At 39.2% G+C, this 21,960-nt stretch carries 23 protein-coding genes, 1 tRNA gene and 1 pseudogene; 17 read left to right on the top strand and 8 right to left on the bottom strand.

From position 1 onward, the window contains the following. Nucleotides 1-374: 374 nt before the first annotated feature. The 13 genes and pseudogenes from ACNSN3_RS10855 to ACNSN3_RS10795 form a co-directional block, all read left to right on the top strand. A pseudogene (locus ACNSN3_RS10855) lies at nt 375-566 on the top strand (thymidylate synthase); the annotation flags it as partial. Between the two features lie 17 nt (nt 567-583). Next, nucleotides 584-1,462 carry a UTP--glucose-1-phosphate uridylyltransferase GalU gene (galU, locus tag ACNSN3_RS10850; protein ID WP_010387817.1) on the top strand — a complete coding sequence of 293 codons (879 nt, stop codon included), beginning with the start codon at nt 584-586 and terminating at the stop codon, nt 1,460-1,462. Between the two features lie 277 nt (nt 1,463-1,739). Then, a complete protein-coding gene (locus ACNSN3_RS10845; protein ID WP_418607309.1) occupies nt 1,740-2,591 on the top strand; it encodes an SPOR domain-containing protein in 852 nt (283 codons plus the stop codon). 65 nt (nt 2,592-2,656) lie between these two features. Further along, nucleotides 2,657-3,253 (top strand): SPOR domain-containing protein, encoded by a 597-nt coding sequence (locus ACNSN3_RS10840; protein ID WP_054201749.1) that lies wholly within the window; start codon nt 2,657-2,659, stop codon nt 3,251-3,253. Between the two features lie 138 nt (nt 3,254-3,391). After that, complete coding sequence (locus ACNSN3_RS10835) at nt 3,392-3,982, top strand: DUF4402 domain-containing protein (protein WP_054201748.1); 591 nt, start codon at nt 3,392-3,394, stop codon at nt 3,980-3,982. Nucleotides 3,983-4,019: 37 nt separating this feature from the next. After that, complete coding sequence (locus tag ACNSN3_RS10830) at nt 4,020-4,469, top strand: DUF4402 domain-containing protein (RefSeq protein WP_010387823.1); 450 nt, start codon at nt 4,020-4,022, stop codon at nt 4,467-4,469. A 21-nt stretch (nt 4,470-4,490) separates the two neighbouring features. Beyond that, a complete protein-coding gene (locus tag ACNSN3_RS10825; RefSeq protein ID WP_054201746.1) occupies nt 4,491-5,315 on the top strand; it encodes a molecular chaperone in 825 nt (274 codons plus the stop codon). A gap of 33 nt (nt 5,316-5,348) precedes the next feature. Beyond that, entirely contained in the window at nt 5,349-8,309 is a 2,961-nt protein-coding gene (locus tag ACNSN3_RS10820; protein ID WP_418607308.1) for a hypothetical protein, read from the top strand. 18 nt (nt 8,310-8,327) lie between these two features. Next, nucleotides 8,328-8,987, top strand: a complete 660-nt coding sequence (locus tag ACNSN3_RS10815; RefSeq protein ID WP_054201744.1) for an SPOR domain-containing protein — start codon at nt 8,328-8,330, stop codon at nt 8,985-8,987. A 67-nt stretch (nt 8,988-9,054) separates the two neighbouring features. Next, complete coding sequence (locus ACNSN3_RS10810; RefSeq protein WP_054201743.1) at nt 9,055-9,648, top strand: FlgO family outer membrane protein; 594 nt, start codon at nt 9,055-9,057, stop codon at nt 9,646-9,648. 12 nt (nt 9,649-9,660) lie between these two features. Further along, the gene (locus ACNSN3_RS10805; RefSeq protein ID WP_008466541.1) at nt 9,661-10,338 is read left to right on the top strand and encodes a FlgO family outer membrane protein; all 678 of its coding nucleotides are present in this window, start codon (nt 9,661-9,663) and stop codon (nt 10,336-10,338) included. Nucleotides 10,339-10,436: 98 nt separating this feature from the next. Then, on the top strand, nt 10,437-11,024 hold the full coding sequence (locus tag ACNSN3_RS10800) for a FlgO family outer membrane protein (protein WP_418607307.1): 588 nt from the start codon (nt 10,437-10,439) through the stop codon (nt 11,022-11,024). A 74-nt stretch (nt 11,025-11,098) separates the two neighbouring features. Further along, nucleotides 11,099-11,173, top strand: a tRNA-Arg gene (locus tag ACNSN3_RS10795). 343 nt (nt 11,174-11,516) lie between these two features. Here ACNSN3_RS10795 and ACNSN3_RS10790 read toward each other — a convergent pair. From ACNSN3_RS10790 to ACNSN3_RS10775, 4 genes are all read right to left on the bottom strand, one after another. Then, nucleotides 11,517-11,921, bottom strand: coding sequence for a DUF1801 domain-containing protein (locus ACNSN3_RS10790; protein ID WP_138596076.1), 405 nt, complete (start codon nt 11,919-11,921; stop codon nt 11,517-11,519). Nucleotides 11,922-12,252: 331 nt separating this feature from the next. Beyond that, nucleotides 12,253-13,185 carry an exopolyphosphatase gene (locus ACNSN3_RS10785; protein WP_418607306.1) on the bottom strand — a complete coding sequence of 311 codons (933 nt, stop codon included), beginning with the start codon at nt 13,183-13,185 and terminating at the stop codon, nt 12,253-12,255. A 133-nt stretch (nt 13,186-13,318) separates the two neighbouring features. Then, a complete protein-coding gene (locus ACNSN3_RS10780; RefSeq protein ID WP_010387847.1) occupies nt 13,319-14,767 on the bottom strand; it encodes a dihydrolipoyl dehydrogenase in 1,449 nt (482 codons plus the stop codon). Nucleotides 14,768-14,821: 54 nt separating this feature from the next. Further along, nucleotides 14,822-15,550 carry a glutathione peroxidase gene (locus ACNSN3_RS10775; RefSeq protein ID WP_008466566.1) on the bottom strand — a complete coding sequence of 243 codons (729 nt, stop codon included), beginning with the start codon at nt 15,548-15,550 and terminating at the stop codon, nt 14,822-14,824. Nucleotides 15,551-15,663: 113 nt separating this feature from the next. On the opposite strand from ACNSN3_RS10775, the gene ACNSN3_RS10770 reads away from it, so the two are divergent. Further along, entirely contained in the window at nt 15,664-16,563 is a 900-nt protein-coding gene (locus ACNSN3_RS10770) for a LysR substrate-binding domain-containing protein (protein WP_418607305.1), read from the top strand. On the opposite strand, the gene ACNSN3_RS10765 is transcribed toward ACNSN3_RS10770, so the two are convergent. Beyond that, nucleotides 16,560-17,747 carry a flagellar assembly protein T N-terminal domain-containing protein gene (locus ACNSN3_RS10765; protein WP_138570051.1) on the bottom strand — a complete coding sequence of 396 codons (1,188 nt, stop codon included), beginning with the start codon at nt 17,745-17,747 and terminating at the stop codon, nt 16,560-16,562. The genes ACNSN3_RS10770 and ACNSN3_RS10765 overlap by 4 nt on opposite strands. A gap of 139 nt (nt 17,748-17,886) precedes the next feature. On the opposite strand from ACNSN3_RS10765, the gene ACNSN3_RS10760 reads away from it, so the two are divergent. Next, the gene (locus ACNSN3_RS10760; protein WP_010387855.1) at nt 17,887-18,345 is read left to right on the top strand and encodes an LPP20 family lipoprotein; all 459 of its coding nucleotides are present in this window, start codon (nt 17,887-17,889) and stop codon (nt 18,343-18,345) included. A 71-nt stretch (nt 18,346-18,416) separates the two neighbouring features. Here ACNSN3_RS10760 and flgN read toward each other — a convergent pair whose 3' ends face one another. The 3 genes from flgN to flgA all read right to left on the bottom strand — a co-directional run bounded on the left by flgN (nt 18,417) and on the right by flgA (nt 19,944). Further along, nucleotides 18,417-18,848 (bottom strand): flagellar export chaperone FlgN, encoded by a 432-nt coding sequence (gene flgN, locus ACNSN3_RS10755; protein WP_054201957.1) that lies wholly within the window; start codon nt 18,846-18,848, stop codon nt 18,417-18,419. Next, nucleotides 18,841-19,161, bottom strand: a complete 321-nt coding sequence (flgM, locus tag ACNSN3_RS10750; protein WP_010387860.1) for a flagellar biosynthesis anti-sigma factor FlgM — start codon at nt 19,159-19,161, stop codon at nt 18,841-18,843. Before flgM ends, flgN begins: the two co-directional genes overlap by 8 nt. 75 nt (nt 19,162-19,236) lie before the next feature. Further along, on the bottom strand, nt 19,237-19,944 hold the full coding sequence (gene flgA, locus ACNSN3_RS10745) for a flagellar basal body P-ring formation chaperone FlgA (protein WP_075169689.1): 708 nt from the start codon (nt 19,942-19,944) through the stop codon (nt 19,237-19,239). 138 nt (nt 19,945-20,082) lie between these two features. On the opposite strand from flgA, the gene ACNSN3_RS10740 reads away from it, so the two are divergent. Both ACNSN3_RS10740 and ACNSN3_RS10735 read left to right on the top strand, forming a co-directional pair. Beyond that, nucleotides 20,083-21,015 (top strand): chemotaxis protein, encoded by a 933-nt coding sequence (locus ACNSN3_RS10740; protein ID WP_010387865.1) that lies wholly within the window; start codon nt 20,083-20,085, stop codon nt 21,013-21,015. A gap of 20 nt (nt 21,016-21,035) precedes the next feature. Further along, nucleotides 21,036-21,866, top strand: a complete 831-nt coding sequence (locus tag ACNSN3_RS10735) for a CheR family methyltransferase (protein WP_054201737.1) — start codon at nt 21,036-21,038, stop codon at nt 21,864-21,866. Nucleotides 21,867-21,960 lie beyond the last annotated feature (94 nt).

The raw sequence follows: 21,960 nt of genomic DNA, 5'->3' as shown, positions 1-21,960 counted from the left end.
GCCATATCCGGGAAGTCGATATATTCATCAATATAATCTGTGATTAGATACAAAGATCCTAAAACAGTAGCCAAATTAGTTGACCACTACAAAGTTAGAATTTTTTAAGCAGACGAGGTTTAAAATTAATAAATTTTTTTAGTTTTTCTAATGTAGAGAGATTTTTTACTTCTTAATATCAGTAGGATGTTATTTTTTATTTGGTTCATAATAAATAGTTTGGTTTCAGGTTCTCTATTTAAATAAATTCATTAGGCTGATAGAATAAAATATATTGAATATCTTGGGTTTAAGCTACAATAGGTCAGTCTTTGCGTTTAATTATTTAATTCCTTAAAACTACTAGGTTGATAAAAATATTTTAGTTCATAAAACATATTTATGAAAACCAGCTCGATTTAATGCGAGATGTGCAGTTAAAGCGTGAGCCATTTGCTTCTCCCCAATTAAAAATCAACCCAGAGATTAAATCACTCGAAGATATAGAAACATGGGTAACACGTGATGACTTTGAGGTGGTTGGCTATCAATGCCATGAAGCGATTCAGTACCCATTTTCAGTTTAAAAAATAAGGAGAGCATAATGAAAGCAGTGATCCCTGTAGCGGGCCTTGGAACACGTATGTTACCGGCCACTAAAGCAATTCCAAAAGAAATGCTGCCAGTTGTAGACCGTCCACTAATTCAATACGTTGTGAGCGAAGCCGTTGCCGCTGGCATTAAAGAGATAGTGTTAGTAACGCATTCGAGTAAAAACTCAATTGAAAACCATTTCGATACTAGCTTTGAATTAGAGGCTACTTTAGAGAAACGTGTAAAGCGGCAATTACTTGCCGAAATACAGTCTATTTGCCCTAACGACGTGACGATTATTCATGTGCGCCAAGGTGAGGCAAAAGGGTTAGGTCACGCTATTAACTGTGCTGCCCCTATTATAGGGGATGAACCTTTTGTGGTTATTTTACCTGACGTTATTATCGATGAAGTGGAAAGTGATTTAACAAAAGATAATTTAGCAGAAATGATCACTCGTTTTGAGCAAAGTAAACATAGTCAAATTATGGTTGAACCAGTTCCTAAAGATGACGTAGATAAATTTGGTGTTGTTGATTTAGGTGATGTTGAGTTAAACCAAGGTGAAAGCTCACCCATTAAGAGTATGGTAGAAAAGCCACCCGTTGACGAGGCACCTTCAAACCTTGCTGTGGTTGGTCGTTACGTGTTGAGTAAAAATATTTGGCCATTATTAGCTAAAACACCACAAGGTGCTGGTGATGAGATTCAGCTAACAGATGCAATTGCGATGCTTATGCAAAACGAAAAAGTAGACGCTTATGCTATCAAAGGCCGAAGCCATGATTGTGGTAGTAAAATTGGTTATTTGAAGGCGACGATTGAATTTGCCTTACGCCGCGATGAATTTGCTGATGAGCTTAAGACCTTTATTAAAACGTTAATCTAATCAGTTCTTTATTTATTTAAAGCGCCTATATGGCGCTTTTTTTTTGATTGTAAAGTTGCTTTTTCAGGACTTTAATTATAACTATTTTTGCAGTTATACAGACAGATCTGGGTTTGTAATGTAAGCTTTATGTTAATTAAAGTTGTTTTGTAGTTAACGTTCTTTATTAGGCCAATTGTAAATTGGCTCAATTTAGCGATCTAAACTGTTGAAAGAGAAACAATCAATGTGTGAATGCAGCATAAAGTATCACCGATATTTAGTTATAGCGTTACTCATGTTAATTGGGAGTGGCTGTACTATATCGCCAGATAAAACTACGTTAAATGAACAAGTTAAAGATTCTCCTGAATATGTAACCATTACCGCACTTGAGCTAGCACAGCTAAAAGATGCCGCTTTGCAATGGCAACAGGCGCGCTCTGGTATAGAGCGACTATTAAAATTAGAACGCGAGCTTACATATTTAGTTGATAATTTAGATATTATTAATAGTAAAGCAATAGCGCAATCAAATCAGGCTGTTAGCAATCGCTATGCACGCTCATCAATTAAGGCTAATACATCGCCAAACCTCAGGTATGGTAATAACTACGCAAGCACGTCAGATAAAGTTGATCGCCCAAAGCAAAGATATAGTAATCGCTACGCAAAACCAACTAATAGGGACGCTCTACAAAATCAGCGATACAACAGTCGCCATGCAAGTGTGCCTAAAAAAATGATTACAGCCCCTCCAAAAAGTTACAGTAACCGCTCTGTTCGTTCGTCAGTAAAAGCTATTAATCCAAGGATGAATAAAAAGGTCGCTTCTAAAATATCGAAGGCAACAAAAGTGGCAATGGTTGATACTAATAGAAAGGTATTTGCTTTGCAGGTAGCTTCGCTTGATTCAGAAGAGAGTGTTGCTAAGCAGTGGAAGCACATTAACAAAAAAGCAGCGCCTTTGTTTAAGGATAAAATCACGACAAACATTGAAAAAGCAAAAGTTAATAACAAAACCTATTATCGATTAAAATTAGGTGAGTATTTTAACTTTAAAAGTGCTGAGGATGATTGTGAGGTATTTAAATTCTATAAAGTTGATTGCTTTGTGAGTAACTACACTGACAAACCAATTAGATTATAAATTATTTATTTGGCGCTTTTATTGCATAATAGCTAGAGCTAGTTTTTTGTAATAGGTTCTTTAAAGTGAAACTTCGTTTAATAATATTACTAATACCATTTGCATTAGCTGGTTGTAGCAACCAGCTAATGCCCGCCGACTCACAAAGCGACAAGCTTGTGCGTGAAAAAGATATAAAACCTTACTTAGAGCAATGGGATAACAACAAAGAGCAGATAGCGCGTTTAAGCACCATGGAAGAGGACTTATCATTACTGATTCAAGCTCTTTCTGCACAAACAGATATTGATACCGTACCTGAGCCGTTGAAAGAGAAGGTAAAACGTGTTGAATATGGCTCTAAGCAATCTTTACAACTCTCCTCAGAAACTGCCTTAGCCGATAACACTATCAGTACAAACAAAGCAATTTACGGTGTACAAATTGGACGTTATTTAGTTTCTAACGGAGCCAAAAGGCAAGTACAGCGACTAAAAGAGCAATACCCTCAGTTAAACAGTATTTTACAATACCGCATTAATGAGCAACAAAAGGAATCAACAACGTTTTATAGTGTTGTAGCAGGCCCGCTGAAAAATCAACAGCAAGCGGCGCAGTTGTGTTTGTTTTTTTACAAAATAGGTAATAAGTGTACCTTAGCGACATTTTCAGAGGATGTTTAAGGTTTTTTTACGCTTATTTTTGCATCCTGTTATTATAAATCAAAATAAAGTAAATATTTTTCTAACTTTTTAGTGATTTTGGCCGATACTTAACATAACCTGACTAACAGGTTTATACTTTATATCTAAGGGAAAACTATGAACAAAATATTTACTAAAGCAGCATTAGCTGCATCAATGGCTGTACTTTCTTTCGGCGCTGCAGCTGAATCAGTTTCGTTTCAAGCAGGTGTTACAGTTCAAAATGCTTTTACCTTGACTAACGATTCTGCACTAGATTTTGGAACAATTCGTGCCTCAGCGGATTTAGCAGCAGCTGAGACGGCTACTCTTGTTTTAGCCGCAAATCCAGCGACCTCACCTACAACGGCTTCTACATCGATTGCAGATGCTGAAATCGCAATTTTAGTACCAGGTGCACCAGCCGCTTTTTCTGTTTCAGGCGTGTCTCCTTTCGGTTCACTGACAATTACAAATCCGACAGAAACTGCAATTTCACCTGATGCAGCACCTGCTGGTACTGCAGCATTTACTTTGGGTACTCCAACGTATTATGTGCTAACTGGCGCGACGCCTAACAGTGCTGCTACAACGACTATTCAGGTAGACGCAAATGGTGAAGCGACATTTAATGTTGGTGCCACATTAACGACAGATGCCACTACTCCTACGAGTGATTACATTGATGGCACTTACAGTGGCTCATTCACATTAGAATTAAACTATTAATGAGCAAAGCCTGCTTTATTATAAAGCAGGCTATTTTATGAAATTAATTTTATTCATACTAGCAGCTTCCTTAACTCCAGGTTTGTGCGCGCAGGTAACACCGCTTGAGCCATTGAGTTTTGGTAAAATTGTTATAAGTGATAATCAAAGCATTAGCTCCATAACTTTGTTGCCTAGTAATACAAATACCTTAACCAATAAGATATATTTACTTGAAAAAGGCCATGCAGCTGAATTGCTGCTTGAAGGATACCCTGCACGTATTCAAGTAAATGTAAGTGACTTTGTAAGCAACCAACCTTTAAATAACATTTTCGGTGGTGCATCTCTGATTTTAAATCAACTCATATACAATGCGACCATTACAACCGATACCACAGGGACTGCGTTATTGAGAGTTGGGGGGCAATTGAGTACCTCAGGTGACGGCAATACTTATAAAGATGGCATCTTTGATACTACAATTGAAGTGACGCTAAATTATTAGACAACTAGAGATGTTGATTAAATGACAATAATAAAAACTTTTTTTATCTTAGTAAGCTTTATTTTAATTAGCTTTCATTCTTATGCAAACTTACTTATTTCTCCAACAAGAATCAATTTTGATGAGCGCCAACGTGTTGCTAAAGTCATTGTTGTTAATAACTCTAATGAACCCAAAACTTATAGGTTGGAGTGGCAAGATAAAGTCGCTCTAGCTGGGGGAGGGTATGCTAATTTAGCGGCTGATCAAGAAAGTTCATCTTCACTTAAAAATATGGTTAGGATCAGCCCATCACAAGTTAGATTAGCGCCAGGAGAAAGGCAAATAGTTAAGCTTGCTATTCGAAAGCCGAAAGGTTTAGCAGAGCAGGAATACCGCTCTCATCTAGCCTTTAAAGCACTCCCTAATGAAGCTCAAAGTCAGCAACAGAGACTAGGCATCAAGGTAAACTTACTCTTAAGCTACACTATTCCCGTTATTTTGCGAAAAGGTGCTGAAAAACCCAATGTAAATATCAGTAATTTACAGCTTATACACAGCCCAGAAAAAAAGGCGCTTGAGATTGAAATTAAGCGAGAGGGTGACTTTAGTTCTTTTGGCAAGTTAGAAGTTTTCTTTAAGCAAAAAGGAGCGGATACAGAGAAAAAGATCGCCATGTTAAACGATTTCAGTATTTACCCTGAGCTAAAAACAACAACGGCGACGATACCAATTTTTGCAGATCAAAATATCCCGAAAGATGGTCAAATTCGCTTAATTTATACAGGGCTTAAAGAATATCGCGATACTATTTTTAGTGAAAAGTTTGCGCCAATCAATAATGCAATTATCGGTAATTTGAAATAGGCGATGTATTACTTTAAGCGCTTAAAGTGGTTGTTGATCATTTTTTTATCAATTGATCCATTATTAGCAGCAGAGCCTGACACTCAGGCCATTCTTGCTAGCATAAAAAAAATAGATAAAAAATGGCAGCAATACAACACTGATCAAGCTGTAAATGAAAGAACAGAGCCTGAGCTTAATGTGCAGCAAGGTGAGGGCATCCCCGAAGGGGAGTTATTATTTTTTTCATCGTTCGTGAAAAAAAATTACCTGGGTGAAATGCTCGGGGTGAAAAGTAAAACCGGTGTATTAATAGATTTATTAAGTTTTTCAGAAAGCCTGGATTTTGCTATCGATATAAATAGCGATGACCCTATTGCTCAAGGCTGGTTTATTCGTGAAGATAATCAGTTTTATCTAGACCTAAATACAAATACAGTACAAATTAACGGCGCTAGATATTCATTTAACAGCCAACAAGCTTATGCTGAGAACGGCGATATGTTTGTTGATAGTAACTTGCTAGCGCAGTGGTTTTCGTTAGATATTGATATTGAATATTCAGCACTTGAGCTATATGTAAGCTCCCCTACCAAATTACCTATAGAATTAAAACGCGAAAGAGAGCAGCGAGAAACTGTGACTAATAGAGAGTCACGTCAAGCAATACTACCGTGGAAGGCCAGTCCATACAGTGCAATTTCATCTCCTCTTGCTGATGTGCAGCTTAGTGCAACCAAGAGTAATACGGATTCAGCGATAGGGTACTCTGTATTAGGGTCAAATGACTTAGCCTATTTTAATGCTCAGTATTTTTTTGCAGGGCGAAAACAAGATTTACTATCAGATTCAAGATTATCATTTAGCCGTCAAAGTAAAGATGCACGGTTATTAGGTCCTTTAAATGCGACAACTGTTCAATTTGGAGATGTATTAGCAACTCAAGTCGGTAAACAATTTAATAGTAGTTACGCCAGAGGAGTAAAAGTTGATAACAAACCACTTTTTAAACAGGTTAATAGTAATCAAATTAATTTAACGGGTGCTATTCAACCAGGGTGGGATGTTGAGTTATACCGTAATGATGTACTGCTAGCGCAGCAGTTTAGTTTAGCTGATGGGCGTTATTTATTTGAAGATATTGATTTATTGTTTGGTGCTAATAATTTTGAGCTAATTTTTTATGGCCCACAAGGGCAAGTAGAGCGAAAAACAGAGCAATATTTTATAGATGGTAATAGTTTGTCAGCAGATGAGTCGTTCTATGAGTTGTCAATTACTGAGCAAGGTGAGCAGTTATTCAATCAGTCAATTTATTCGCCAGAAGGTATAGGTTGGCAGCTAGCGGGTCGTTATGAAACGGGATTAACTGATTATTTATCGGTTTATGCTGGTACATCAATATTAAATAGCAATTCGGGTGATAATGTTAACAATTATGCTTTTGGTTCAAACCTAAGTATATTTGATAAAGTATTACTTAATCTAGATTATGAAAAAAATAATAACGATGAAGATAAGCTAGAGGTAGCTGCTAGAGGTGAATTAATTGGTCAATCGGTACGTTTAAGTCTGTCTCAAAACAATGAGAAAATAGTTGGTGATACAGAAACAGCGAAAACTGAAAGTTATCGATTATATACGGCAGGAAAGTTGTTTGATAAATCGTTTGGAAGCTTGAGCTATCAAAATACGCTCGCATATAACAACAGAGAGTTTAGCGACTCATATTTAAGTGTTGATAATACCTTATCTTATAATTTAGGCGGTACCGTTGTTAGTAACAACTTAATTTGGCGAAAATTTGATTCTTTAGATGATGCAACAACACTTGGCAGCATGCGTCTTCAACATAGATTTGGTAAAACATACACTCGTTTTAGTGTTGACTATAGCGCAGACTCTGGTTCAACTATACTGGGTTACCAAGCAGAATTAAGCCGTAGTTTATCTCAGAATTTGCAATCTGAATTCACACTGAGAAACTCCCGTATAAATGATTTAGTTTCTATGGAGTTGGGTCTAAATTGGCAAAGCGATAGTTTTAGCTTAAATAGCACAATGAGTTACGATGATGATGATAACTGGCGGCTAGGTTTATTTAGTCGCTTTAGTATTGGTTTTGATACGAACACTGACGAGTACTTTTTAAGTAAAAGAAGCCTCGCAAACTCTGGTACTTTAATGGTTAGAGTCTTTCTTGATTCAAATAATAACAATATTCAAGATGACGGAGAAAAGGGAATTGAAGGCGTTAAGGTAAAAGGAGTTCAAAACTATCGCCGAGCGGTAACTAACGAAAATGGTTTAGCGATTCTTAAAGGGATGCCGGCAAATAGAACCACCGACATAGTGATTGAGTCTGGTAGTATTAGTGAGCCTTTTTTAGTTGCCGCCCACGATGGCTTTTCTATTACACCGCGTGCTGGTTTTGTTGAATATATGGAAATCCCGCTTAATAACAGTAGTGAATTAGAGGGAACTGTTTACAAACAAGATGAGCAAGGCAGCAGTGAAGTGCAGCCTTTTGCTACCGTAAAATTACTCGACAAACAAGGCAAACAAGTGGCGCAAACGCAGGCTGCTTATGATGGTTATTATTTGTTTACCGATTTACGCCCTGGCGAATATAAAGCGGTTATAGATGATGAATTTAAGCAACGTAAATCCTTAAAAGATACGCAACAGGTGGTGGTTAAATTACCAGCGCAAGGTGAAGTAGTAATGGGCGTTGACTTTGAGCTTAAAGAAAAAACACAAACGCCAGCGTATATTGCTAATGCGGGTGGGTTTTCATCATTGCCAATTATGAAAGCGTATTATCAATTAATTAAACGTCATTTAAATGAGCAATCAAAGCGTGATGCTTTTTATATCAAAGACGAAAAACATAAACGGTATATTTTAGCCGTCGCTTATGCCGAGTCTGCGCAAGGGGAACTTGAACAAGTATGTGCAGAATTAAAAGTAAAAGGCTTGAACTGCCAAGTCCAAGCGCAACTTATTAGCCACTAATAACAATAAGGTTTAACCATGCAACATGCTAATTTATATAAACGCTACTCAATACTAATTGCCTGTATTGCTGCTCTTTTTATATCAGGATGCAGCACCACCAAAACTGCAGAATCTCCTCAGCCAATGCAAGCGAGTGCCAATCTTTCTGAGGAAGAGTTGGCGCAGCTAAAAGCATCGTCTCAGCAGTGGCAATCAGCCAAAGCAGGTGTTGAACGTTTATTAGTGATTGAACAAGACTTAAAGCTATTAATAAGCCAATTAAATGCGGTAGCAAAACAAGGTTCTGCATCAACAAATACGCCTGTTGTACCAACAGCTAAAGCTTCGGCTGAGACGGTAGCACCCACAAAAGTTGCACAAAAAGCTAAAGTAGCAGCGAATACAGCTGATGAAAAACAAGCCGTTAAAGCCTTATTTGCCTTACAAGTTGCAGCCGTTACCGACAAAGAGCGACTTAGCCAAAGTTTAAATCAAATAAAAGCCAGCGCATCTTCGTTATTTCAGGGCGAATTCGTGGCGAATGTAGAAACTATTAACGTGAGTGGCATGACTTACTACCGTTTAAAGCTTGGAGCTTATCAAAATCAAGCGAATGCGGCTGCTGATTGCGATAGACTTAAACAGCGCCAAATCAACTGCATTGTGAGCCATTACACCCAACAGCCATTAAAATAAATATGCATCTAGGGTATTAGGCATAATAATTGCTTTGTAACTATTATGTTTTTAGAGGATGGCAACTATGCGCCTTTTGTTACCCTTACTATTATTAAATTTAGCGGGCTGTAGCTTAACACCCCAGCCAAAGCCAAGTATAAGCACTGATGCGCCTAAAGCGGTCATGGCACCCTATACGCTCAATCAGTACGTAAATAGCTTGAGTGCCCAGCTTAGCCATATCAAAGAGCCTTTTAAAAGCACCGCTTCAATCGCGGTCAGCAGCTTTTATTTAGCCAATGCTTTGGATTCACAAATTGCTCAAGGGCAGGGAGCAGGGCTTAGTCAGCAAGTTCAAGAAAGCTTAATAACCCAATTTACTCAGTTAGGGTACAACACAGTTGAATACCGGCTTGAAAACCAGCTTAACTTATCAGCGAGCGCTGATTCAGTGTTAAGCCGCAGTACGAGTAACTTAAAGCAGCGTCAGATTATTGACTTTGTGATCACCGGCACTTTAACCCGTCAAGAACATGCTTATATTGTTAATGCTCGCATGGTAAATATGCAAACTAATCAGATTGTATCTGCCGCAAGTACTGAAATTCCCATCAATGTGATGTGGAGTAATGAAAAAATACAGCAGCGCGGTGACTATATTTACCGCAGTGAATATTAATTAGGAGCACACATGAAACGCCTACTATTAACTTTATGTTTGCCACTGGGCTTTGGTTGTTCACAAATGACAAACCATAGTGACACGCAAATTACCGACGATGCGCCTATGTTTTTTGAGCAACGCCCTGTAGCTGCACCAACAAATACTGATTCGCTTTATCAAAATAAAGCTGCAGTGATGAATAAAAACAAACAAGTAAATACGCCAACCCGTAAAAATATTAATCACTATGTGCGTGGCATAATGCAAGACATGGCTGAAAACTTACAGTACGTAAATACTAAAACGCCATTGGCAGTATCAAGCTTTGTTTTTTTAGACCGTGACTACAATAATGCTGACTTAGTGGGTAACCAAATCGCAGAGAGCTTTATGCATGAGCTGCATAATTTTGGTGTGCCGGTCATTGATTTTAAAACCACCGATTATATGCGCGTAACGCCTGGCGGCGATTTTGTTTTTAGTCGCGACTACTTAGAGCTTAACCAAGAACAAAACTTTAGTTACGTATTAGCCGGCACGCTAGTAAACCACCAAGGCGGCATATTAGTAAACGCACGTATTGTTGGTTTAGCGAGTAAAGCGGTTGTAGGCTCTGCACAGGGTTTTATTCCACAATCAGTTATTGATGCGCTAAATAGCAGTAACAGTGCTGATGGCATTATGCTTAAACAAGCGAGTAAGTGAGGTTTATCATGGCTAACTTAGCTAAGCGCTCAGCTTTAATTAGCATAAGTGCATTATCACTAATACTTTCAGGCTGTAATTTACTTGGTGGATCTAACATGGCTGAACCCGCCAAATCTGAGCCAGAGCAAACAGTGGTAAGCAATCTTGATTTTAACCAGATCATGGCGCAAATGCAGCAAAATGACGAGCAAGAACAATACGCCGATACAACGCAGTTTAACCCAAACAAGCATCATAAAAGCTTAGTTAACTACGTAGAGCAAATGGCACTTGATTTAACCGACACCATGCAAGTAGCCCCGCAAGATGCTGCGATTGCAGTCACGTCGTTCGTTGATTTAGACGCAAGTTTAACTACAGCAAGCCAGTTAGGTAATCAGTTATCAGAAACCTTTATACATCAGCTGCAAAAATTTGGTTATAGCGCGGTTGATTTTAAAACAGCCAATTTAATTACCGTTAATGATCAAGGCGACTTTGCATTCACCCGCAACACTCGCAAGCTTGCAGGTACGAATATAGCCAGCCATGTTTTATCGGGTACATTAATTTACCGTGCAGATGGGGTTGTTATTAACGCTCGCGTAATAAATATTGAGAATAAGCGCCTTGCCGCCAGCAGCCGAACATTTATACCGCTTTACGTACTAAATAAAGAAGATATATATTTATCAAGCAATTAACTTAATTTGATACTTGATATAAAAAACCAGATGCCGTTATAATTTCCAAACACTTGGTACTTAGCACCCAACGTGGCCTCTTAGTTAAATGGATATAACGGCCCCCTCCTAAGGGGCAGTTGCAGGTTCGATTCCTGCAGGGGCTACCAATAAAATCAATGAGTTATGTTCTTTCTTTGTTTCTATATCAACTCTATGTAGTATATTTGTAGCAATGTCAGCTTTGTGCCGTTCGGATAAAAAGTGAATTTGAAAGCTTGTTGGGTGGCGCCTTCGGCTTAACCAACCTACATTTTGACGTAGGTCGGATAAGTGGCGGAGCCACGCCATCCGACAAAAATGATAAATTTACCAGAGACAACTGCCTTACACTGTAAGTTAAACCACTCTATACCGACTATCGGCTGAGTGCTAATTGCGGACATTAGTAACGCTAAGCTAACGGGTAGTGACCGAAAGGTGCGGGTTTAGTACCTTATATGTGATTACCTATTACGCGCCTAAAAGTGGCAAATGCTTTCGCTGCTGATAGGTTAAAGCTAGCTCTAAGCAGTTCTTGATTTCCGCCTCAGGCAACGAACTCGATAAACTTAATACGATTGCTCTATTACCTTGAAATTCGAGTGTGTCATTGTGCAGCTCTCTAAATGTATCGATTAACTTAGTTTGGCAGTTGAAGAACAAGTAGTATTGGTTTGGCGATTTCAACTTCCAATCAGTTCTAATTGGGCTGCCTGTTTTTACACTATAACTATGCTCACCCCATTTCAGTGACTCTTCGACTTCACCTAGCTCCAAATCGGATGCAAGCTTGAGGATTAAAGTTCGTAACTCCTCAAGTCGTAGCCGAACTTTTTCGGGATATTCTTCGAAGCGATTTTTGACTACCTCGTCCATTGAAAGCTCCTATTCATATAACGACTTTATCAGAGGACATTTTCCCTATTCTAGCGCGAAAACGTCCATATCTCATGAGCTTCTATTATTATTTTAGCTTATCTGAGCGTATAAAAAAGAGGAAAGTTTTCTTCTTTCTTACTAAGTAAATGACAACTCACCTCAATGTCCGGTTATCGCTCAAAGAAGCCCTCCATTAAATTCTGCATAATAAAAAAGCGAGCTATCAATTAACCCGCTTTATAAAGTACTTTGTCGAACCCCGAACCCCGAACCCCGAACCCCGAACCCCGAACCCCGAACCCCGAACCCCGAACCCCGAGGCTATAACTCAGCCATCACTAGTGATCGTAGCAATCAGCTCGCTCAATACCTGCTCAGCTTTGTCAGTTTCTACTTGGCAAGTACCGGCATTTAAATGGCCGCCGCCACCGTACTTAAGGCATAACTCGCCAACATTAGTGTTGGAGCTGCGGTTGGTGATTGATTTACCAATGGCGTACACCACGTTTTGCTTTTTAAGCCCCCACATTTTATGAATTGAGATATTACACTCGGGGAACATGGCATAAATAACAAAGCGATTAGTGGCGAATATGGTCTCTTCTTCGGTTAAATTAAGGACCACTAAGTTGTCGTGTACTGATGAGCAGCGGTCTATTTGCTCTTTAGCCTGTGTGTTATGTTCATGGTATAAAGCAACGCGCTCGGCAACATCTTCCATTGCTAGTATTTGTTCTATGCTGTGATCTTTACAGGCGTCAATTAACTTCATCATTAACTGGTAATTAGAAATTTTGAATTCACGAAAACGGCCAAGTCCTGTGCGCGCATCCATAATAAAGTTCATCAGTACCCAGTCTGTTGGGTTTAAAATTTCGTCTTTTGTAAATTGTGCCGAATCCCCTTTATCGACCGCTTCCATCATGTCAGTTGAAATATTAGGGAATTTCTCTGCACCGCCATAATAGTCGTATACAACGCGTGCTGCAGAGGGCGCATCTGGGTCAATAATGTGGTTTTTAATATCGCTTTCGTTACGAACGGTTTCACTCAAGTGGTGATCAAATGCAATATGACAACCGGCAACATAGGGGAGGTTAGTGGTAATGTCGTTGCTGGTAATGGCTATTTTACCGTCTTGCATGTCTTTTGGATGCACAAATAAAATATCGTCGATTAAATCTAAATCTTTAAGTAATACGGCACACACTAGGCCGTCAAAATCGCTTCGAGTGACAAGTCTATATTTATTATTGCTCATTTTCGGTCCATTTTTGTTTGTTTATTAATCTGAGTGTAGCAGTTTAAACTCCATTTCATATACCAGTTTTTAACATAAAAAAAGCCAAAACAATGGTTTTGGCTTTGAGTAGCAAGTGTGTATTAGTGATGTGTTATGCGCCTGGGCCACATTCCATACAATGGTTAATAATGTCTGGGCCAAATTTTAATTTAGCGTTTAAATCACGTAGTGCAGTGCGTAGGCCTTCTTCAATAACAGGGTGATAAAAAGGCATATCAAGCATTTGTGGTACAGTCATTTTGTTTTGTACAGCCCATGCTAATAAATGAGCAATGTGCTCTGCTTGAGGGCCAATAAATTCAGCACCTAAAAATAAGCCGGTGCCGTGCTCGGCATACACACGCATGTGGCCTTTGTTTTTTAGCATAACGCGGCTACGGCCTTGGTTTTCAAAGCTGACTTCGCCTATTTCAAAGCACTCACAGCTGCCTAATCGTTGGCTAATTTCTTTAAAGCTTTCACCAACCATGGCTATTTGTGGGTCGCTAAACACAGCGGCAATTTTAGCGCGGCGTAAACCCGCACGTACATGAGGGTAGCGGCCTGCGTTTTGCCCTGCGATTGTTCCTTGATCGGATGCTTCGTGAAGCAAAGGGATCATGTTACTAGCATCGCCAGCAATAAATATGTGGGAGTTGCCACATTGCATAGTGTGGGCATCAGCGAGTGGTACGCCACGTTCATCAAGCTCTATGCCGGTGTTTTCTAACCCTAGTTTATCGGTGTTAGGTACTCGCCCGGTTGCAGCCAGAACATAGTCAAACTGCTCGGTGTGTTTAACACCTTGTTTGTCGGTATAGGTTAGCTCTGCTTTATTACCTACTTGTTTCATATCTGAAACGTTTGAGTCGGTATCAACATAAAATTCTTCTGCGAATACGGTATTAGCGTAATCTTTAACTACTGGGTCGGTTAATGGGCCTATGGCACCACCTACACCAAAGAGTTTTACCTTTACCCCTAATCTATGCAACGCTTGGCCAATTTCAAGGCCTATAACGCCTGGGCCAAATACGGCTACTGATTCTGGTAAATCATCCCAGTCGAATACATCGTCATTAATAATCAGTCGGTCGCCAAAGTTATTAAATACGCCAGGGTAAGATGGGCGTGAACCTGTTGCTATTACAAAGCGTTTAGCAGTGATAATGGTGTGCTCATCTATTTGCACGCGGTTGGCGTCTAAAAACTGTGCATAGCCACGAATTTTATCTTCGCTAGGTATTTCATCAACTGCTTCTACTACGAATCCTGCAAAGCGATCGCGCTCACTTTTAACTCGTGCCATGACGGCTTTACCGTCAATAACCGGTTTTGAGCTGTGAACTCCAAAGGCAGGTGCCATTTCTATTGAGTGCGCGGCTTCTGCTGCAGCAATCAATAATTTACTTGGCATGCAACCAACACGTGCGCAGGTTGTACCGTATGGGCCTGATTCAATCATAAGTACGTTTTGAGTAAACTGTTTAGCATTACGGTAGGCACTTAAACCAGCGGTACCTGCACCTATAACAACAACGTCGGTTTGCAATTCTTTCATAGTGTTTTTCCTTTAATAAACAGGGGCGTTGCAGCCCCTGTTTTATTTACTTAATTAAGCAAAGTATTTTTCTAAATCGTCTGAGCCACCAATGTGCTTACCACCAATAAATACTTGTGGTACGGTTTCACGGCCCGATACCGCTTTAAGGCTGGTAAGTGATGCGCCAGCACCCATTACGATTTCTTCAAAAGCAAAGCCTTTAGCTGTAAGTAGCTCTTTTGCTTTTTTACAGAAAGGACAGCCAGGCTTAGTAAATAGAGTAACCGCTTCTGGTTTTACTTGAGTTGGGTTGATGTAATCAAGCATAGTGTCAGCGTCAGATACTTCAAACGGGTCGCCTGGTAAATCTGGCTCGATGAACATCTTCTCTACTACGCCATCTTTAACTAGCATAGAGTATCTCCAGCTGCGCTTGCCAAAACCTAAATCGTTTTTATCAACTAGCATACCCATGCCGTCAGTAAATTCGCCGTTACCATCTGGTAGTAAAGTAATGTTTTGCGCTTCTTGATGCTCAGCCCATGCGTTCATTACAAAGGTGTCGTTTACAGATACACAAACAATGTCGTCAACGCCATTTTGCTTAAGTACACCAGCTAACTCGTTGTAGCGTGGTAGGTGAGTTGATGAACACGTTGGTGTAAATGCACCAGGTAGTGAAAACACAACGACTGTTTTGCCTTTAAAAATGTCATCAGTAGTTACTGATTTCCATTCGTCGTTTTGACGCGTTGCAAATGTAACGTTAGGGATTGTTTGACCTTCAATATTGTTTAACATGTTTTTAGTTCCTCTTGATTTGTTAATAGCCATTATGGCGAACAATTAAATATAGTTCCAATCGTTTGTTTGTATTAAACTGATAGGTATAAGCTATCAGGTTGAGTGTGAATATGAACTTAAAAGATTTAGAATATGTAAAAGCCGTTGCGCATTTTAAACATTTTCGCAAAGCGGCTGATGCCTGCTTTGTAAGCCAGCCCACCTTGAGTGGGCAAATTAAAAAGCTAGAACAAGAATTAGGGGTTATCTTATTTGACCGTTCAACTAAGCACGTTACCTTAACAACCCAAGGTGAACGTTTGTTGACACAAATCACTCTTATATTAGAACAAACTCAAATATTAAAAGAACTGGCTGCTACTTCTAACCAACCGTTACAGGGCAAGCTGAGTATTGGTATTATTCCTACTATTGCCCCGTATTTACTACCTACACTGCTTACATCAATGAAAGCGGCATTTACTCAAAGTCAGTTTTCGTTTATTGAAATGCAAACTTCTACCATTTTAGCTGCGCTAGACAGTGGCGAGGTGGATTTTGCAATTTTAGCGGATGTACCTGAGCTAAAAAATTACCATACTATTAATGTATATAAAGAAGACTTTTTAGTTGCGGTATCTGCTGATAACGCTTTAGCTGTAAATAAAAAGGTAGCACTGCAAGATCTTCAAGGTAGTAACCTATTAATGTTAAGTGATGGCCATTGCTTTAAAGATCAAGCCCAGCAGTTTTGTTTTTCGGCAGGAGTGGATGTTTCTAGCCAGTACCAAGGCAACAGCTTAGAAACCTTATTAGCGCTGGTGGCGATGGACGATGGGGTTACGTTTGTGCCAAAACTTGCTGCAATCCCCCGAGAGGGAATTCATTATTTGCCTATTTTTCCTAATCAGCAACGTAATATTGTATTGGCCTGTCGAAAGCACTACCCGCATTTATCTGGGGTTGAGCAGTTAGCAGATTGGTTAAGCGCCCACAAAAATTTAAAAGTTAAGCTAACCCAAGTACTTTAGGGCGTTGCAACTTCCACAATATCGTTAATTTGTACGCCCGGTAAAGGCTGATCATTAATACTAACGGCAATGGCGCTGTGCTGATATAGCTGCTCTACACGAATACGGTTCAAAGTAGTTATAGTATGCGGCATGGTGTTGCCTTGCGCGTCTGTTAAATAATTATGATGAGCAATACTCAGTTGTTGGCCTTTTTCTAAGCCATGTGCCTTTCCTAAGTTAATGACGAGTTTATTATTTTCCATGTGCAAAATTTTGCCTTGGGTGGGTAGGCACGCCATGGCTGCTTGCAAATCGTAACTTAGGGTTTGGTTTATCTCACTAATACTTTGACCAAAAGGTGACTGCCAAAAACGATTACTGTTTACATCAATAATAGCTGTTTTTTCAAATGGCCAGATAGCTTGGCTTTGATAGCTATTTTGCCATAACGGCTCGTAAGTGGTGCCATTAAATAAGCTAAACTCTATTTGGTAGTGGCGCTGATAGCTTTCATCTTGCCAAAACGCATAGTCGCTATTGAGTTTATCGCTGGTAGATAAACTGGTTATTTGACTTAACAGCACATATTGCGCGTTGCTGCGTGATGAAATTTCTTCTAACTGACTGTTTGAATAGTCATGCTGTTGATTAAAATAGGTATCGACTTTTATCGCTTTATTGAAATAGGCAACCGGTATAGCACTCATTTTTGATTTTTGCAGTGACGTGTAGATGTTTTTGCTTACTGCTTTATTAATGTCAAATATTTGACCCATTCTAGCGTGTTCGCGATTTGTTAATTGACTTTGCGTCACAGCTATAAATTTATTGAAGTTGCTTTGCGGGCATTGCTCGGTTTGCGCAAAGATATCTAAGCGTAAGGTAATCGCAAATTCATCATTGCTGCGGTTTTCGCTAACGAGCTCTATTTTTTGAATTTCGCCTTGGCTACTTATTTTTAGCTGATCTTGGGTTAAAACACCATCAACAAGTGTTTGCACCGAGCTCACCCGCGCACCAGAGAATACAAGGGCTTGGGTAATCGCATCTTTTATTGCAGCGGCCTTTGCACCGGGAATGTCGCTATTTTGAATAACCGCATGGCCTGTAGACTCATACCACTGAGCGTGGGTAAAAGGTGAAAACGTTAATACAGCAGTGGTGCTTAATCCTGCCAATACTGCTTTTAAAAACGACTTCATACTCTTACTCCAATTAAACGTTAGCGTTAATGAGTCTCAGCAAGTAATGTACCACTATTATTTGTTGTTACAGAATATAGGTATCACTGGCATTAAACGTGCATAACTGAGTTTAATTAGTTTTTAAAGGCCCTGTATGATGCGAGTAATGCCATTAATGATCACATTAGGCTGCTTAACGTTAAGCGGTTGTAGCAATATATTTGATAAGCACGTTGAATATAAATATGTTGAGCCAAATAATTACCCTGTATTAAAAGCAATAGGGTACGCGCCCATTAGTTTGCAGTCGGGAAGTAATGACACTCAAAAACAGCTTATGGCGATTAAGGCCTCAAAGCTCGAGGCTTATCGTGAACTAACCGAACAAGTATACGGGCAAAAAATTACCGCAGGTACAACGGTCGCAGGCTCGGTTGCCCAAGATGATTATTTACAAAGCAAAGTACAAGGTATTATTAAAGGCGCACAAATTATAAAAACCTATGCCGTTAATGATATGTATATAACCGAGCTTGAGCTTAATATGAAACGCGTGCACGACTTATACATCGGTGAGATAAAGCCACGGGAAGTGAAAAAAGTCACTTATTACTAACCGACAAATTATTACTCATAAAAAAACGCCTAAACGAATAATCGTTTAGGCGTTTTTTTATGGGTATTTTTTTAGGCTTTTAGGTTACGCACAATACTGTTATCGGTATTTACAACGCTACCAGCTTGGTCGTAGGTCATTGATGAAGGTGCACCAATTAAAATACTTTTTAGCTGCTTTACACTTAACTGTGCCTGGTGCGCTGCATGAGCATTAACTTCATTTTGTTTTTGACATTGCTCAAGCTTAGTTCTGGTTAGCTTTATTAAATCAGCGTTTTCATCTGTTTGCTGATCATTACTGGCAATCAGTTTACTGAGTTCTTTATCTAGGGTGCTTATGCTGGTTAAAAAAGACATTTTCTGTTGGGCAATTTCTTTCAAACCTTCGCCTCTTCGTGAGGCAATAGCATTAAGTTCTTGAGTAAGAAGCTCACTCAAGGCTGTTAAACAATTTATTTGTTCGTTTAGTTTAATCGTAATTAAACTATTGTGATCAGCCATAAACATTAAACTCGAAGTCTGCTAAATTTTTGGCAAGTTTCTCACTGTCTATTTGATACTTGCCTTCGGTAATCGCTTTTTTAAGTTCAGCAACTTTGTTGCTGTCAAAACCAGAAGACTGCTCTGCTTTTTCTTGTAAAGATTTTAATTGCTTGGCCTGCGGTGTTAAGCTCACCGAATCGCTTGCAGCTTTAGGTGAAGGCGTTTGCGCAGCTTGTGTATTTGCATTATCTCTTTTTAAATCAACTTTTTGCTGTTGAGTGTTTGTTAAAACACCAGGCTGTTGATTTGATTTGTTTACTTGACCGACCATGATAAAAACCCGTTTATTACCCAACTGATGCCTTTATATCGGCATTTACTAAAGATACTTTAGCATAAATTTACATTAAATATTTACCTGCACAGACTCTACACCATCTACTCGCGCATTTAAAACTTTACCTGTTTTTTTGTTTTCAACTCGTACTTGTTCACCTAAGGTTCCATCCTCTAATGCAACACCCGTGGTTTTTACTCTTAAGCCTTTAATATTGGCAAAAATATTGACAGAGTCGCCTTTGCAAACCATACAAATTTGATTGAGTAGTACAGGCATACCTTCACGAATATTACGTTTACTGCGGCTACCAATAAGTTGCGCAGGATCATCAAGATACTGAACACGTATAAAGTGCGCAGGGCGCATATCAATACTTAAATGGGATGGAGTAATCACTTCACCTCGTGCTAAATTGGTAGTAGCAACTACAACAGGTGCTGATTCAGTGATTCTGACATGAACGTATTGTGCCCAGTTGTCACTATCGTTACATTTTATTTGAATGGTGACCTGACGATTAAATGGTGGCTCACTTGGCGTTACTAGCTCTAGCTCAGAGTTACACTGGCGATCGGGTATGCGGGTATCTAGCGGTAACGCGCTAAACTGTATTTTGTTGTCATTTGTAGTTACTGCTTTTTGAGCAACATAAGATACAGCCATTTCCTGTAGTGATTCTTTACTAAATACTTGAGCCTTCAGTGGCAAAGTGAAGCAGAGGCTAGCAAGAAAATAAAAAACACTGTATCTTCTGGTTTTTTTTAACAAACTCATAATGTTTCGACTATGCTTATGGTTGCAAACAGGGTATAAATATTTTGCGTCAGAATTTAGACGCCCCCGTTGTGTTATGACGCTTTATTAATTGAAAGCAATTATCGTTCCTTATATTTGTTTTCTTAGGAGATTTAAATGGCCGGTATTTTAGACTCAGTAAACCAACGTACTCAGTTGGTTGGGCAAAACCGCTTAGAGTTATTGTTATTTAAGCTTAACGGACGTCAGCGCTTTGGCATTAATGTGTTTAAGGTAAGAGAAGTTCTTCAATGCCCGCCATTAACCAGCATGCCAAAATCTAACGCTTACATTCGTGGTGTAGCACATATCCGTGGCCAAACAATCTCGGTAATTGACTTATCAATGGCTGTAGGTGGTCGTCCTATTAAAAGCATAGAAGATGGCTTTATTATTATTGCAGAATATAACCGTACAGTGCAGGGCTTTTTAGTTGGTGGTGTTGAGCGGATTGTTAATATGAACTGGGAAAAAATAATGCCACCGCCATCAGGAGCGGGCCGCTATTCTTATTTAACTGCCGTGACTGAAATTGAAAATGAGCTGGTTGAAATACTCGACGTAGAAAAGATCCTAAACGAAATTTGTCCTGTCAATACTACCGTGAGTGATGATGTTGCCTCGCAAGGTAATATACAAAAAGACTTAGGCGAAAGAATTGTATTTATTGCCGATGATTCGGCCGTGGCACGAAATCAGGTTAAACGAGCGTTAGAACCTTTAGGTGTAACTACTGAACTTGCTAAAAATGGTAAAGAAGCTTTAATAAGACTAAAAGAAATTGCAGAGCTTGATTGTGTTAACGATATTACAGAGCGAGTAGGGTTACTTATTTCAGATGTAGAAATGCCAGAAATGGATGGTTATACGCTCACTGCAGAAATTAAAGCAGATCCCAAACTTGCACCATTGCATGTGATTTTACACACATCGTTAAGTGGTGTGTTCAACCAAGCAATGATTGAAAAAGTAGGGGCTGACGATTTTATTGCAAAATTTAATCCAGACGAGCTTGCTACAGCCGTTAATAAGTGGGTTCATTGTGATTAATAAACATAGGTGTTATTGATTTGACTAATAAAGATTTGCAGCAAACAGAATACGATCAATTTCGCTTATTTTTAGAACAACAGTGCGGTATTGTTTTAGGTGAAAATAAGCAGTATTTGGTTAAAAGTCGCTTGGCACCATTAATGTCTCGATTTAATGTTGAATCGTTATCTGAACTGGTTAGCAAAACACTTGGCGTGCATGAGCGTCAATTGCGCGCTGCTGTTGTTGATGCCATGACAACCAACGAAACATTGTGGTTTAGAGATCAATACCCATTTGAGTTGCTCAAAACCAGATTATTCCCTGAATTTAAAGCGTTAAATAGGCCATTAAAAATATGGTCTGCTGCGAGCTCTTCAGGGCAAGAACCTTATTCAATTGCTATGTCGGTTGCTGAGTTTCAATCAAGTAGTCCTGGTGTTTTAAAAATGGGTGCACAAATAGTGGGTACTGACATCTCAAATACCATGCTGGATATGTGTAAACACGCTGAATATGATGCATTGGCACTGGCTCGCGGGCTATCTGCTGAGCGTCGTAAGAAGTTTTTTAAAGATAGTGGCAATGGTATGGCACAAGTGGTTGACTCATTGAAAAAGCAAGTGAGCTTTAGGCATTTAAATTTACTCGACTCGTACGCTTTGATGGGTAAGTTCGATATTATATTTTGCCGTAATGTTTTAATTTATTTTTCACCTGAGGTGAAAGCCAAAATAATTGCACAATTTTCTCAAGCACTTAACCCTAAGGGGTATTTATTTTTAGGTGCGTCGGAATCTATGTCTGGTTTGAGTACCGAATTTGATATGGTGCGTTGTAACCCCGGGATTATTTATCAAAAAAAATAACTACCGTTTACACCCCCCCTCCTAAAAACGGCGCTATAGCGTCGTTTTTTGTTTTTATCGTCACTATTTTCATTGCTGGCTTACTTATTGCTTT

The organism is Pseudoalteromonas sp. US3C1004 (assembly GCF_048401065.1).
Lineage (GTDB): Bacteria > Pseudomonadota > Gammaproteobacteria > Enterobacterales > Alteromonadaceae > Pseudoalteromonas > Pseudoalteromonas undina.
This window is presented reverse-complemented; position numbering and strand designations above follow the sequence as displayed.